Source organism: Shewanella sp. 10N.261.52.F9, from assembly GCF_041471165.1.
Taxonomy (GTDB): Bacteria; Pseudomonadota; Gammaproteobacteria; order Enterobacterales; family Shewanellaceae; genus Shewanella; species Shewanella marinintestina.
Genome location: NZ_JBFRNX010000032.1, coordinates 84971 through 99703, shown reverse-complemented (window position 1 = coordinate 99703; position 14733 = coordinate 84971). Strand labels below are relative to the sequence as shown.

At 41.3% G+C, this 14733-nt stretch carries 10 protein-coding genes; 6 read left to right on the top strand and 4 right to left on the bottom strand.

All coding sequences use genetic code 11. The annotated features are described in order from the left end of the window. Positions 1 to 434 precede the first annotated feature (434 nt). Positions 435 to 1082, top strand: a complete 648-nt coding sequence (gene psrA, locus AB4298_RS19630; RefSeq protein ID WP_248997287.1) for a TetR family transcriptional repressor PsrA — start codon at positions 435 to 437, stop codon at positions 1080 to 1082. 5 nt (positions 1083 to 1087) lie between these two features. Then, the gene (locus tag AB4298_RS19625; RefSeq protein WP_371988056.1) at positions 1088 to 3367 is read left to right on the top strand and encodes an acyl-CoA dehydrogenase; all 2280 of its coding nucleotides are present in this window, start codon (positions 1088 to 1090) and stop codon (positions 3365 to 3367) included. 158 nt (positions 3368 to 3525) lie between these two features. On the opposite strand, the gene AB4298_RS19620 is transcribed toward AB4298_RS19625, so the two are convergent. From AB4298_RS19620 to AB4298_RS19610, 3 genes are all read right to left on the bottom strand, one after another. Next, positions 3526 to 5658 carry a hypothetical protein gene (locus AB4298_RS19620; RefSeq protein WP_371988055.1) on the bottom strand — a complete coding sequence of 711 codons (2133 nt, stop codon included), beginning with the start codon at positions 5656 to 5658 and terminating at the stop codon, positions 3526 to 3528. 328 nt (positions 5659 to 5986) lie between these two features. After that, positions 5987 to 7426 (bottom strand): pyruvate kinase, encoded by a 1440-nt coding sequence (gene pyk / locus AB4298_RS19615; RefSeq protein WP_371988054.1) that lies wholly within the window; start codon positions 7424 to 7426, stop codon positions 5987 to 5989. Positions 7427 to 7610: 184 nt separating this feature from the next. Next, complete coding sequence (locus AB4298_RS19610) at positions 7611 to 8465, bottom strand: MurR/RpiR family transcriptional regulator (protein WP_220782179.1); 855 nt, start codon at positions 8463 to 8465, stop codon at positions 7611 to 7613. 316 nt (positions 8466 to 8781) lie between these two features. On the opposite strand from AB4298_RS19610, the gene zwf reads away from it, so the two are divergent. From zwf to AB4298_RS19590, 4 genes are read left to right on the top strand one after another with little or no spacing between them, the layout of a single operon-like run. Then, positions 8782 to 10254: a glucose-6-phosphate dehydrogenase gene (zwf, locus tag AB4298_RS19605; RefSeq protein WP_248997283.1), complete on the top strand. Its 1473-nt coding sequence runs from the start codon at positions 8782 to 8784 to the stop codon at positions 10252 to 10254. An 8-nt stretch (positions 10255 to 10262) separates the two neighbouring features. Further along, the gene (pgl, locus tag AB4298_RS19600) at positions 10263 to 10967 is read left to right on the top strand and encodes a 6-phosphogluconolactonase (RefSeq protein ID WP_371988052.1); all 705 of its coding nucleotides are present in this window, start codon (positions 10263 to 10265) and stop codon (positions 10965 to 10967) included. A 9-nt stretch (positions 10968 to 10976) separates the two neighbouring features. Beyond that, positions 10977 to 12803 carry a phosphogluconate dehydratase gene (edd, locus tag AB4298_RS19595; protein ID WP_371988051.1) on the top strand — a complete coding sequence of 609 codons (1827 nt, stop codon included), beginning with the start codon at positions 10977 to 10979 and terminating at the stop codon, positions 12801 to 12803. Between the two features lie 21 nt (positions 12804 to 12824). Next, positions 12825 to 13469: a bifunctional 4-hydroxy-2-oxoglutarate aldolase/2-dehydro-3-deoxy-phosphogluconate aldolase gene (locus AB4298_RS19590; RefSeq protein ID WP_248997280.1), complete on the top strand. Its 645-nt coding sequence runs from the start codon at positions 12825 to 12827 to the stop codon at positions 13467 to 13469. A gap of 589 nt (positions 13470 to 14058) precedes the next feature. Here AB4298_RS19590 and sodB read toward each other — a convergent pair. After that, positions 14059 to 14643, bottom strand: coding sequence for a superoxide dismutase [Fe] (gene sodB, locus AB4298_RS19585; RefSeq protein ID WP_220782184.1), 585 nt, complete (start codon positions 14641 to 14643; stop codon positions 14059 to 14061). Between the last annotated feature and the right edge of the window lie 90 nt (positions 14644 to 14733).

The following is a 14733-nucleotide window of genomic DNA, read 5'->3' as shown; positions in this document are numbered from 1 at the left end:
AAATCCTTTGTTATTTTTGTGTTGCCCATTTTACTTGTTTTGTTGCCAATTAACAGTGGGTTCAGTAAAAGCTAACATCAGAAAGGCTTAAAATGATAACGACTCTAGTCACTATTAATGGAGGCTAACTTGACTAAGAGTTTTGTTACGATTTTGCTTAACGCTGATTAGATGTTTCATCTTCAGGCAATACTCGCCTTAGGCTTTTTTTATCAGGATGAATATTAATTGTCGTTTTAATTGTTATTAAAGTTTCTATTTTTTAAGGTGAAAATTAGTTGGGTCAATAAAGGCCTAAATAGGCCTTAGTGCTATCTCGGTTTTATAAAGACCATAAAGGTCAGTTTATACTGATATATCGGGAATTTGTTTGACAAGCTGAAAGCGAATGTTTAATTTAAACGAGTGTTTTAAATAGATGTGAAGGCAACGGAATGGCAAATCGCTCCGATACAAAAACAAGAATACTGGACGCTGCGGAAAAATTATTTGCAGAAAGAGGCTTCTCAGAGACCTCACTAAGACTAATTACAAGTAAAGCCGAAGTGAACCTTGCTTCTGTAAATTATCATTTTGGTTCTAAAAAAGAGCTAATTAGAGCGGTGTTAGCCCGCTACCTAGATGTGTTTATGCCAGCAGCAGCTAAAGCTATTGTCGCTGTGCGTGAAGAGAATAGTAATGCTTCTTTGGATGCAATTTTCTCAACTCTTGTCGGCCCTTTACTTGACCTTAATCAGCTTCGTGCTGAAGGTACTACGACTTTTCTACAGCTTTTAGGTCGAGGTTATATTGAGAGTCAAGGGCATCTGCGTTGGTTTATTACCACTCATTATGGCGAGTACCTCGGCTTATTTGTCAAGGCTGTGGCTGAAAGCGCGCCGCATATTCCACCTGCAGAGATGTTTTGGCGATTACACTTCACTTTAGGTACCGTTGTTTTCACTATGGCATCGGCCGATGCGTTAACTGAAATTGCCGCTGCAGATTTTGGTGAGCACAATGACATCGAAGCCGTGATCAGAAAAGTTATCCCCTATTTATCAGCTGGTGTGTCTGTTCCACTTACTAAGGATGTAATGTAAAAATTATGGCTACGACATTATTAATATTATTGCTTGCTGCAATAGTCGTTGTATTCAGTGTTAAAAATATCAGGATGCAGCTAATCACGCGTCCTGTTTTCAGTTTTTTTAAACAAGTATTGCCGCCTTTATCTAGCACTGAAAAAGAAGCGATGGAAGCGGGTGATGTTTGGTGGGAAGGAGAGCTATTTAAAGGTAAACCTAATTGGCAAGTTTTACATAGTTACGGTAAACCGACACTGACTTCAGAAGAGCAAGATTTTATTGATAATCAGGTCATGACAGCGTTAACAATGATTGATGACTACGACATTGTTAATAATAGAAAAGACTTACCACCAGAGCTATGGGACTATTTCAAAAAAGAAGGTTTCTTCGCCTTAATTATCCCCAAAAAATATGGTGGTAAAGCATTTTCTGCTTACGCAAACTCAACCATTGTCAGTAAAATTGCTAGCCGTAGCGTAAGTGCAGCAGTAACGGTTATGGTACCTAACTCGTTAGGCCCAGGTGAGTTACTGACACACTATGGTACCTCTGAACAAAAAGAACACTGGTTGCCATTACTTGCTGATGGGCGAGCAATTCCATGTTTTGCGTTAACTGGACCTGAAGCGGGAAGTGATGCAGGTGCAATTCCTGATACTGGAGTTGTCTGCCGCCGAGAATTTAATGGTGAAGACACCTTAGGTTTAAAACTTAATTGGAATAAACGTTACATTACCCTTGCTCCAGTCGCCGACGTACTTGGCTTGGCGTTTCAAATGTCAGACCCAGAAGGGTTATTAGGGGATGTTAAACATATTGGTATCACCTGTGCGTTAATTCCAACTGATCATCAAGGCGTTAAAATTGGTCGCCGTCATAATCCGTTAAATCTAGCTTTTATGAATGGTACAACCCAAGGCGAAGATGTATTTATTCCTCTAGATTGGATTATTGGGGGACCGCAATACGCTGGCCGCGGCTGGCGTATGTTGGTTGAGTGCCTATCTGCAGGACGTGGTATTTCATTGCCGGCTCTTTCAACTGCATCAGGCCATATGGCAACCAAAACTACAACGGCTTACAGCGTTGTTCGTCAACAATTTGGTCTGCCTATCGCGCAGTTTGAAGGCGTGCAAGAGGCGCTTGCTCGTGTTATTGCTAACACCTATCAGCTTGAAGCTGCTAGACGTTTAACCACAACGGGTATCGACTTAAAAGTAAAGCCATCAGTGGTAACCGCTATCGCTAAATACCATATGACAGAGCTTGGTCGTAAAGTCGTTGACGATGCAATGGATATTCAATCTGGTAAAGGGATCCAACTTGGTCCTAAGAACTACTTAGGTCATGGTTACATGGCTCTTCCGATTTCAATTACGGTTGAAGGCGCGAATATTCTAACTCGTAGCTTAATGATTTTTGGCCAAGGTGCCACACGTTGTCACCCTTATGTGCTTGCGGAAATGGAAGCTGCAGGAATGCAAGATACTGACGCAGCACTTGAACGTTTTGATTCTTTATTGCTTGGGCATATAGGTTACGCAACACGTAATGCATTTAGTGCATTAGGTAATGCATTAACGGGGAGCCGTTTTACAGCGTCGCCAGTGAGTGGTGAAACTAAGCAATATTATAAAGACATGACTCGATTGTCAGCGGCGTTGGCCTTTATGACAGACGTATCGATGTTGATCCTTGGTGGTGATTTAAAACGTAAAGAAATGTTGAGTGCTCGAATGGGGGACGTGTTAAGCCAACTTTACTTAGGCTCTGCAACACTGAAGTTATTTGAAGATAACGGTCGCCAGTTTGATGATTTACCTGCAGTGCGACATGTTATGGCTACCCGTTTACATTTAGCTGCTAAGGCCTTAGATGAAGCCATACGCAATTTCCCTAATCGTGGTATTGCTCTGATTTTGCGTGCTCTAATTTTCCCTCTAGGTAATCGTTTTAAAGACGCGACAGATAAGCAATCTATCGATCTTGTTGCTGCTATGAGTAAACCATCACCGGCTCGTGATAGATTGACTCATTTATGCCCTGACTTTACAGGTGATACTGGCGGTATTGCCGACGTTGAAAATGCATTTATGGCTAAGTGTGCTTGTAAAGGATTATATGCCAAGCTTAAACAAGCACAAAAAGAAGGAGCGCTGCCTAAGCTAGCACCATTGCCATTGTTCGATGCAGCATTAGAAAGTTCGCTAATTACGACTGAAGAGTATCAACAATTGGTTAAAGCTGATGCATTGCGTCTTGCTGCTATCAATGTTGATGACTTTGAGACTCTTTAATCGATAAGAGAATGTAGATGTAATTGAGTGAGCTCTTAGTTATTTACTCTAAGAGCTGCCAAATAAAATGCCGCATTATGATGTACCCATTCGAGTACTGATTAAGGCGGTATTTTTGGTTTATAGCTTATGCTTTGATTGCAATATTACTCTGGTTATTAAAAGTAGAGGCTTCTGTATTTGTTTAGTTCTGCTCCTGCAGGCGGGGTAAGGGCTTTATTCATAGCTATAAGCTGTTGATACTCTTTCGGAAGGAATGTCTTTATTCTTGCGACTCTTGCGTAATGACTTACACGAAACTTGGGATAGAGTGAGAGCAATTTTGGCAAGTTTTCATGTAACTGTCCATTTTCATAGCTAGCTTCGAGCAGTGTATCAAGTGCATCTAAGCCATGTTTATCAACATTGAGTTTAAAATTATTATCAACTAAAAACTGGAGTGCTTGTGGTGAATGTAAAGCCGCAGCCATAAAAACATCTCTTCCTAGCTGATCGACTAGCAAAAAATCAAAACCCTGATCTAATAAGCCCTGCCACTTTTCTATCGGCAAATTTTTGAAGTACATTAAGTCGGTGGGCGCTAGCGGTGAAACTCTAGCCTTCCATACGGACAGTAAATCAATATTTCGACGTAGCATGAACCTAAATAATATATCTGTTTGTGACAGTGTTAATGGGGTGTGAGCACTGTAATCACGTGCTTGTGCTATTTTTCCGTCGGCGATCAAACGTTCGAATGTATCACTCGAGTCAGAATTTAATGGGGCGGGTCTAAAGTTAAGCTTATGCTCTTGCCAAAGTCCGACTAGCACTGGGTCAATATCATGTAAACGTTGTTTAACATCGGTAGGATCTTGCTCTATCTCTTTAATGATATCGTAAGCTTTATCTCGTCCTTTAAAACTTTGTTCGGCAAGCAGCTGTTGTTTTACTGATGTGCATTGCTCTGATTTTTGTTTCATTGCCATTTGTTTACTCTTTGCTTTAGCAATGGCGAGTGAGATAACTGAGTCATCAGCTTTCTGCTGTTTAATATTAAAGCTGTTATCAATAAGCGAGATACTATTTAGAAGAGATTTTAACTTAGGATTAGAAATTTTCTCACTATTGGTACGTGGTTTTCTTGGCGCTTTAAATACCGTGATAGTTAAATTATCAAGTTGCTTAATTTTTCCGTGAGCTTTATAACCTTGAGCTTTTAGATAAATAAGTGTGTCGAGTATTTTATTGGCATCAGGATTGAGCTTATTGTAATCAACATTATCATAGGGCAAGTTCAATATAGCTATATCCATTGCTGTTAGGATACCAGGTTCATTAATGGGCTTAACACCATATTGAGCGAGTAAGGTTAGCGCATCTACATTAAAATTAGCGGCTGCAATGTCAGCTAGATTTTTAGAATTATGGAGCTGTTTTTGGGCAAAAATAGGGAAATCCGCTAATGATTTTGTTTGTTCAAGCAGCGGGATTAAGTACTCGGTTGCCATATTGTTTTGTATCGCGATACCGACTTCATTGACAGTAAATGAATGTAACGCTACGGCTTGCTTATATTCTTCTATATTCAACTTTTCAGCGGTTAATATAAATAGAATCGATGGTGACAAAACAGCACTGTCGGCAATATAAAGTGGAGACTCTAAATATGTCGTAAAATGGTCTGTATTATCGAGGAGTGCGTAAATATCAGCTTTATTTATATCTTGCGCTAACGATATAATCATGCCAAGCCCGGGATTTTCATTTTCTAATGGCTTTAGTGCTATTGCTAACACTGCAATAGTATCAGTGTTAAAACCTTCAATGACTGACAGTCCACTCCAGTCTTTCAAAATTGAACTCGATTGGGTGATAACGTATTTGTTTCTTTCGTTATTGCTTTTAGCTTCAATCAATAAGTCTTGGTAACTATCGTAGAAGGTCTTGTACTGCGACCTATATGCGAGAAGTTCCCTATCTGTTTTGCCTTGCTGTAATTCCAGTTCGATTGCAGCAATAATCACGTTGTGGATATCAGCAACCTGCTCGCTAAAATTTTGATAGCGTTTTTGGCATTGAGCGTGTGCGGAAGTTAGCTGCACCAATTTAGTTTGTTGAGCTGTCTCACTAGAAACAGAAGTTTCCAATGTTTGTTGGTGTTCAGTCATTTCGTTACGGCTTGTTAATGACGTGCTTGGAATGGGAATACTTTGTAATGTAGTTTTCTCTTGCTTATCAAAGACATAAAAATAATAACCGCCGACTATGCATGCTGTGGTGCAGGAGATAACTAATAACTTCCGTTTCATTGTCCAACTTTTCCTTGTTGTTTATCTATCATTTTTTATATGTATGACTACACATTTTCTATGTGAATAAGATAAAAACAATCGTGTTTTAACCTTATTTAATAAACGCATTGAAATGTATTGCTTTTAAATGGAATGGTTATATTGGGGGGGATGGTCTGCTAATGCAAATTGGTGTGGTTTTAGCTTGGTTTATTCTACAGCTAAATACCTGATTATAAGCGGTATACGATTTGAATTTTTAGCGATAATAGGTATAAAAAAAGCTACTATTTGGGAAAATAGTAGCTTTTTATCTTACTTAATAACCCAAGTAAAAATATTGACTTTAACCTACAACAACGACTTTGCTGGTGTTTGTGCCACCAACAGTCTCCATTGCATCGCCTTTAGTCATCATTGCCATGTCACCTTTTTCAAGGTAACCCGCTTTAGATAGAGTTTCTAGTGCTCTTTGAGCAACCGCTTCAGGAGCATGTGCAGTTGAATCAAAGTAAACCGGCTTGACACCGCGATATAGCGCCATCTTAGCAAGAGTTGACTCATGACGTGACAGTGCAAATATTGGTAGCGCAGAGCTGATGCGTGACATCATCTGTGGTGTAGCACCAGATTCTGTTAAGGCAATAATTGCTTTAATCCCTTCTAGGTGATTAGCAGCGTACATGGTTGATAGCGCAACAGTTTCTTCAATCGTTGTAAATTGCTGATCAAGTCTGTGCTTAGAGACTTGAACACTTGGGTGAGACTCAGCGCCAAGACATACTTCAGCCATTGCTTTAACGGTTTCTTCTGGGAAGTCACCAGCAGCTGTTTCTGCACTAAGCATTACCGCATCTGTACCATCAAGTACAGCGTTAGCAACGTCCATAACCTCTGCGCGAGTTGGCATTGGGCTAGAGATCATTGACTCCATCATTTGAGTTGCTGTAATAACAGGCTTATTCAATTGACGAGAACGGCTGATCAAGCGCTTTTGCACTGCAACTAGCGCAGGGTCGCCAATTTCAACACCCAAATCCCCACGAGCAACCATAACGGCATCAGAGGCTATAATCACATCATCCATTGCTTCATCAGTTGCTACCGCTTCAGCGCGTTCAACTTTTGAAACAATAAGAGCGTTACTACCAGCTTTACGAGCTAAGTCGCGAGCGTAATTAAGGTCTGCACCACTACGAGGGAAAGATACGGCAAGGTAGTCGACACCAATTTGTGCTGCTGTTACGATGTCTTGCTTATCTTTTTCTGTAAGTGCCGCAGCGGATAAACCGCCACCTTGTTTATTGATACCTTTATTGTTAGATAAAGGACCGGCAACGGTCACTGTTGTGTGAACTTTATTACCGTCAACACTTTCAACACGTAGTTGAACGCGGCCGTCATCTAACATTAAGATGTCACCTAGACTAACGTCTTTTGGCAACTCTTTATAATCGATACCGACTTGAGTCTCGTCGCCGTCACCTTTCGCTAAATCGCCATCAAGGGTATAGGCTTGACCAAGCTCTAACATAACCTTTTTGTTATCTTTGAAAGTTGAAATGCGAATTTTTGGACCTTGTAGATCACCTAAAACAGCAACGTGCACACCTAGCTCTTTTGCAATAGCTCGTGTGTCATCTGCGCGTTTTTTATGATCTTCTGGTGCACCGTGAGAGAAGTTTAAGCGAACAACGTTAGCACCAGCAGCAATAATGCGGCGTAAGTTGTCATCACGGTCAGTGGCTGGACCCAAAGTTGTTACAATTTTGGTTCTGCGGAACATGAGATACTCCGTTAAGTTTTAAAAAATTCTAACCCTATATTATCAGACAATGTCCATAAATGTAGTAAAATTACGAACAAAATGATCTAACTCAAGTTTTTAATTTTGTGACGCATTCCAACATTAATTGATAAATGGGCTATTCAGCTTCAGCTGAATAGCAACATATTATGTAGAAAGTCAGTTACAAAATTGGATCTTTGTCGATTCTTGACTCTTTTAATACTTCTTTAACACGCTTCAAGTTTTCACGGAAACGTGGACCTCGTCTTAGTGTAAATCCTGTTGCGAGCACGTCAATTATAACCAACTGTGCCAAACGTGAAGCCATTGGTAAGTACATATCGGTATCTTCTGGTACTTCCATTGTCACAGGAAGTGTACACACTGTAGAAAGTGGAGAGTTACGAGCTGTAATACCAATAACCGCGGCACCGTTTTCACGGGCAAGTTTTGCGATATCGATAAGCGACTTTGTACGTCCAGTGTGCGAGATAAGAACAACAACATCGCCTTCATTACTGTTTATACAGCTCATACGTTGCATTAAAACGTCGTCAAAACTGATAACAGGTACATTAAAGCGGAAGAATTTGTTTTGTGCATCATGGGCTACTGACGCAGATGCTCCAAGGCCAAAGAAAGAAATTTTCTTTGCTTGGGTTAAAATATCAACGGCCTTGTTTACGGCCGCAGTGTCAATGCTTTGCCTGGCTGTATCGAGCGATGCCATAGATGATTCGAAGATCTTAGTCGTATATGAGTCTGGGCTATCATCTTCTTCTACATGACGACTGACATAAGGTGTACCGTTGGCTAAGCTTTGGGCCAAGTGAAGTTTGAAGTCTGGAAAACCTTTGGTGTCTAGACGTCGGCAAAAACGGTTGACGGTTGGTTCACTCACATCAGCCATTTTAGCCAAAGTGGCAATACTAGAGTGAATAGCCGTTTGTGGAGAGGATAAAATAACCTCTGCAACTTTACGTTCAGATTTACTAAAATGGGTAAGGCTTTTTTGCACCTTTTCTAGGGTATTCATATGCGTACGTCCACTCAATAGTAATGTAGTTTTATTATATTTCGTTAAAGCTTTTAGGTTGACGCCTTTTAACCGTTATTTGCGGAGCGTTGACGCCAACAATAATTTATAATGACAACAGGTACAAACACGATAAATTTTAGTAATTTTATCACAAAAGCATATCAGATTATGGCGTAACATACCTAATAGGCTAACTTGAAGTTTATTATAAAATTTAGATGCAATTACTAATTTCTGTTGTTATATTACAACAAATGTGTGAATACCCATCAAAAACGATGGGGCACAGAGTCAAAAAGGAGATTTTGAAGCTATGGGCATAACAACACCAAAAGCCAAAGCTTGTGATTTTGTTCTATTTGGGACTAAAGGAGATTTAGCTAAGCGTAAGTTGCTTCCTTCTTTATACCAACTTGATAAAGCAAACTTACTGAATGTCGATACTAAAATCCTCGGCGTAGCAAAAGATGACTTTAGCCAAGAAGAATATCGCAAGTTGGTGATCACTGCGTTAGAGACATTTGTAAAAGATGAGCTCTGCGAAGAAACCAAGAACCGTTTCTTGGACCGTTGCCATTATGTCGGAACAAACTTCACTGTATCTGATGGCTATCAGGCGTTTCATGATATTTTAGAGCCTGAAAAGCGCGTTATGGTCAGTTATTTTGCCACTCCGCCAGCAATTTTTGGCGATATCTGCCGTTGCCTCCATGAACAAAATCTTATTTATCCTGACTCTCGTGTTGTTCTAGAAAAACCTATCGGCTCTGATCTCGAAACCTCCCGCATTATTAACGACCAAGTTTCTGCTTACTTCGAAGAAAATCAAGTTTATCGTATCGACCATTATTTAGGTAAAGAGACGGTCCAAAACTTACTAGCATTGCGTTTTGCTAACTCTTTATTTGCATCTAAGTGGGATAACCGAACGATTGACCATGTGCAATTAACTGTTGCCGAAGAAGTGGGGATTGAAGGGCGTTGGGGCTATTTTGATAAAGCTGGTCAGATGCGCGACATGATCCAAAACCATTTACTACAGGTATTGACGCTAGTAGCGATGGACCCACCTGTTAACTTGGATGCTGATAATATTCGTGACGAAAAAGTAAAAGTACTTAAGTCATTGCGTCCAATTAATGCTGATAATATTTACGAAAATACTGTTCGTGGCCAATATAGCTCAGGCTTCTTAAAAGGTGCGCCTGTTCCTGGTTACTTAGAAGAAGAAGGTGCAAACGTTCAATCCAATGCTGAAACGTTTGTGGCACTTCGCGTCGATATCGATAACTGGCGTTGGGCTGGTGTACCATTTTACCTGCGTAGTGGTAAGCGCATGCCGTTTAAGAGCTCTGAAATTGTGGTGTACTTTAAAAACCCGCCGCACAACTTATATAGCTCTAACTATCGTAATTTGCCGCCAAACAAACTGACTATTCGTTTACAGCCTCACGAAGGCGTAGAAATTCAGATGTTAAACAAGGTACCTGGTTTGGGCGAAAAGCAACGTTTGCAAACGACCAAATTGGATTTAAGTTTCTCTGAAACGTTTAAAAACGAACGTATTGCAGACGCTTACGAACGTTTATTACTTGAAGCTATGTTAGGCAACCAAGCATTGTTTGTGCGCCGTGACGAAGTCGAGCAAGCGTGGAGCTGGGTTGACGGTATTATTCAAGCTTGGGAAGAAACTGACGAAAAGCCTAAACCTTACCCTGCGGGTACCTGGGGACCAGTGGCTTCAGTGGCTCTGATCACGAAAGACGGCCGTTCTTGGGACGAGTAGGGGGAAGCATGATTAAAGAAACCGTTTTCAAGTCATTTGATAATAAAGAAGCCCTTGAAGCACAGCTAGCGGAGCGCATTGCAAACCAGTTGCAAGAAGCTGTCGATAGTAGAGGTAAGGCGAGTCTTATTGTTTCTGGTGGTTCTACACCGCTCAAGTTATTTGAGTTATTGAGCAAAAAAACTATCGACTGGAGTGATGTTTATATCACGCTTGCCGATGAACGTTGGGTCAATGCTGACCACAGTGATTCGAATGAGCGATTAGTTAGGAACAATCTTCTTAAAAACCGTGCTGCAAGCGCTAAATTTCGTGGTTTGAAGAATATGTATTCTTCACCTGAAGAAGGTTGTCACATGACGATTGAGCAATTGGGTAGTTTTCCAAAGCCTTTTGATGTTGTGGTTTTGGGGATGGGTAATGATGGGCATACCTGTTCATGGTTCCCTTGTGCTGAACCTACAGAGCTTAATCATGCTCTTACTACTGATGAATTATGTGTTGCAGTCAAACCTGGCAATGCGCCTCATTCACGGATCTCGTTATCAAAGTCTGCGATTTTAGCGAGCCGTCAAATCTATTTACATATCGTTGGTGAGTCCAAATTGGATGTTTACCGACAAGCACTAGTAAGCGATGACAGCACTGAGATGCCGATCCGAGCCGTACTCGGTCAGCATAAAACACCTGTCGATGTTTACTGGAGCGCTTAAGGAGTAATTATGCACAGCGTTGTACAATCTGTTACAGACAGAATTATTGAACGAAGCAAAGATTCTCGCGCTAAATACCTAGCGGCGCTCGATGATGCTAAAAACCAAGGTGTACACCGTAGCGCACTTAGCTGCGGTAACTTAGCTCACGGGTTTGCTGCTTGTAATCCAAGCGATAAAACAGCTATTAAGCAGCTGAACAAAGCCAATATAGGTATTATTACCTCTTTCAATGACATGTTATCTGCTCACCAGCCATATGGTGAATATCCAGACATGTTAAAGCAAGCTTGTAATGAGATCGGCAGTGTTGCTCAGGTTGCTGGTGGTGTACCCGCAATGTGTGATGGTGTGACTCAAGGTCAGCCTGGTATGGAGCTAAGCCTTTTAAGTCGTGAAGTCATTGCGATGGGCACGGCTGTTGGCTTGTCACACAATATGTTTGATGGCGCATTGTTACTTGGGATCTGTGACAAGATTGTACCGGGCCTGTTGATTGGTGCTTTGAGTTTTGGCCACCTGCCAATGCTATTTGTACCTGCGGGTCCGATGAAGTCTGGTATACCAAATAAAGAAAAAGCACGCATTCGCCAGCAATATGCACAAGGCGAAGTTGATAGAGCTGCTTTGTTAGATGCTGAATCTAAGTCTTACCACAGTGCGGGTACTTGTACTTTCTACGGTACAGCTAATAGTAACCAGCTAATGTTAGAAGTCATGGGACTGCAGCTTCCAGGCTCATCATTTGTTAATCCAGATGATCCGCTACGTGAAGTATTAAGCAAGACGGCTGCTAAGCAAGTTTGTCGATTAACTGACATGGGCAGTCAATATACGCCAATCGGTAAAATTGTTTCTGAAAAGTCGATTGTGAACGGTATTGTTGCGTTGCTAGCGACCGGTGGTTCAACTAACCTGACTATGCATATCGTTGCAGCAGCACGTGCTGCAGGCATTATCATTAACTGGGATGACTTCTCAGAGCTTTCAGATGCAGTGCCTCTTGTTGCTCGAGTTTACCCAAATGGTCATGCAGACATTAACCATTTCCATGCTGCTGGTGGTATGGCGTTCTTAATCAAAGAGCTGCTCGCGGGCGGTTTATTGCATGAAGACGTTGATACAGTTGCTGGTTTCGGTCTTAAGCGTTACACCCAAGAGCCGCAGATCCGCGATGGCGAACTGATTTGGGTTGATGGCCCTCAAACAAGCCTAGATGCTGAAGTACTAACCAGCCTTGATAAGCCATTCCAAAGTAACGGTGGTTTAAAGTTACTCAAAGGTAACTTAGGCCGCGCTGTGATTAAAGTATCAGCAGTACAAGAACAACACCGCGTTGTAGAAGCGCCAGCTGTTGTAATTGATGATCAAAATAAGCTTGAAGCGATTTTCCAAGCGGGTGATTTAGATAGAGACTGTGTGGTTGTTGTTAAGGGACAAGGACCAAAAGCTGTTGGTATGCCTGAGCTACATAAACTTACGCCTATCCTTGGAACCTTGCAAGATCGTGGCTTTAAAGTTGCATTATTAACCGACGGCCGCATGTCTGGCGCCTCAGGTAAAGTGCCTGCTGCAATTCACTTAACGCCTGAGGCACTTGATGGTGGTCTTATTGCAAAGATCCAAAATGGTGATTTAGTCCGAGTTAATGCAACAACGGGTGAACTATCTCTTCTCGTTGATGAAGCGGAACTGAATGCTCGAGTTGCAGAGAAAGTCGACCTTCATAAAACGAGTTACGGTATGGGCCGAGAGTTATTTGGTGCACTTCGTTCTAACTTAAGTAGCCCTGAAACTGGTGCCCGTTGCACTAGTGCTATTGATGAAAATTATTAATCTTTAAGGAAGAGTAACGCAATGCTTGAGAATAACTGGTCATTACAACCACAAGATATTTTTAAACGCAGCCCTATTGTTCCTGTAATGGTGATCAATAAGATTGAACATGCGGTTCCGTTGGCTAAAGCATTAGTCGCAGGTGGTATTTCTGTATTAGAAGTCACCCTTCGTACAGATTGTGCTTTAGAAGCAATTACTAAAATTGCTAAAGAAGTGCCTGAAGCCTTAGTGGGTGCAGGTACGATTCTAAATAAAGCGCAGCTTGAGCAAGCGGTTAACGCTGGTGCACAGTTTGTCATAACCCCAGGTGCGACAACAGAATTATTAGAAGCAGCGATGGAAGGCAATACGCCATTAATTCCGGGTGTTGCGAGTATTTCTGAAGTCATGAAAGGCATGGCGCTGGGTTACACAAACTTTAAGTTTTTCCCTGCTGAAGCATCTGGTGGCGTGAATGCACTTAAAGCATTTTCTGGCCCGCTTGCTAATATTCGTTTCTGTCCAACAGGCGGCATTACCCCAAGTAGCTACAAAGACTATTTAGCTCTTAAGAATGTAGATTGTATTGGTGGTAGCTGGATTGCGCCAACTGATGCAATGGAGCAGGGTGATTGGGAACGTATTACCGCTTTATGTAAAGAAGCGATTGGTGCACTTAAGTAAGCCCTTAACTGGCTCGCTACACGTTAGCTGTTGTGTATTGTTTTAGTTAAAAGCAAAACAACGTAGAGCAACCTATAAATCCGAATGCCGTGGGTATTCGGATTTTTTTATATATCTATCTACGGCAAGCCTTATAAACATTTAGTCGCGCAGCGAGAGTTTAGCCGCTCTGAGTTTAACAACTTTGGGTAGAATAAATTATTACACTGATTGGTATCAGTCAGCGTTAGTGTTAACTTTTGCTATTAAGCAGTAACTCGAGGGCTTTTATAAGCGAGCATTTGATACTTCAACAGCTTTGGGCTTAATTTTTATTGCTCACACAAATAGCTTAAACCTCAAACTTCAAAACCTCAGTGCCTTCCAGTGTCTTTTATTCACCATCTCATTACTACTATTCAGAATCATCCAAGAGATTTCTAGGTAAAAAGCACTTGTTATACTAATCAGAATAATTGCTTGGTGTAACCATAGTTTACATTACTGGTTAGCTATCGTTAGGCAAAAAAATACCGCTCATAATGAGCGGTACTGATTTTCAAATCCTATAAGGTTGGTCTTATATAAATAGACACCCTAATAGATTTGCTTAACCTGCGAAGTTTGCGTTAACAAAGTCCCAGTTAACCAGTTCCCAGAAGTGTGCTAGGTAATCTGGACGTACGTTACGGTAATCGATGTAGTAAGCATGTTCCCATACGTCTACAGTCATGATTGGCGTAACACCTTCGTCTGTTAGTGGTGTTGCTGCATTGCTAGTGTTAACAATTGCTACAGTACCGTCGGCATTCTTTACTAGCCATGTCCAAGCGCTACCAAAGTTGTTTACTGCAGAATCAGTGAACTGTGCTTTAAATGCTTCAAAAGAACCGAAAGCTGCATTGATTGCATCAGCAACTGGGCCTGTAGCTTCACCGCCACCATTTGGTGATAGGCAGTTCCAGTAGAAAGTGTGATTCCAGATTTGAGCTGCGTTATTAAAGATACCACCAGTAGAGGTCTTGATGATCTCTTCTAGGCTCTTTTGCTCAAGGTCAGTACCTTCAACTAAACCGTTAAGCTTTACAACGTAAGTGTTGTGGTGCTTACCGTAGTGGTAGTTAATGGTCTCTTCTGAGATATGTGGCTCAAGTGCGTTCTTTGCGTAAGGTAATGCTGGTAATTCAAAAGCCATTAGTTTTCTCCGTTAACTTCTAGATTGTTATTTTGTGCGTTCTTGCTCACTGCGGAACATTTTACCTAATAAACTTGTGAAGTGTATCAT

Excerpts from the sequence above, each read along its gene's own strand:
- psrA (WP_248997287.1), top strand. The coding sequence starts at position 435 with ATGGCAAATCGCTCCGATACAAAAACAAGAATACTGGACGCTGCGGAA.
- AB4298_RS19625 (WP_371988056.1), top strand. The coding sequence starts at position 1,088 with ATGGCTACGACATTATTAATATTATTGCTTGCTGCAATAGTCGTTGTA.
- AB4298_RS19620 (WP_371988055.1), bottom strand. The coding sequence starts at position 5,658 with ATGAAACGGAAGTTATTAGTTATCTCCTGCACCACAGCATGCATAGTC.
- pyk (WP_371988054.1), bottom strand. The coding sequence starts at position 7,426 with ATGTTCCGCAGAACCAAAATTGTAACAACTTTGGGTCCAGCCACTGAC.
- AB4298_RS19610 (WP_220782179.1), bottom strand. The coding sequence starts at position 8,465 with ATGAATACCCTAGAAAAGGTGCAAAAAAGCCTTACCCATTTTAGTAAA.
- zwf (WP_248997283.1), top strand. The coding sequence starts at position 8,782 with ATGGGCATAACAACACCAAAAGCCAAAGCTTGTGATTTTGTTCTATTT.
- pgl (WP_371988052.1), top strand. The coding sequence starts at position 10,263 with ATGATTAAAGAAACCGTTTTCAAGTCATTTGATAATAAAGAAGCCCTT.
- edd (WP_371988051.1), top strand. The coding sequence starts at position 10,977 with ATGCACAGCGTTGTACAATCTGTTACAGACAGAATTATTGAACGAAGC.
- AB4298_RS19590 (WP_248997280.1), top strand. The coding sequence starts at position 12,825 with ATGCTTGAGAATAACTGGTCATTACAACCACAAGATATTTTTAAACGC.
- sodB (WP_220782184.1), bottom strand. The coding sequence starts at position 14,643 with ATGGCTTTTGAATTACCAGCATTACCTTACGCAAAGAACGCACTTGAG.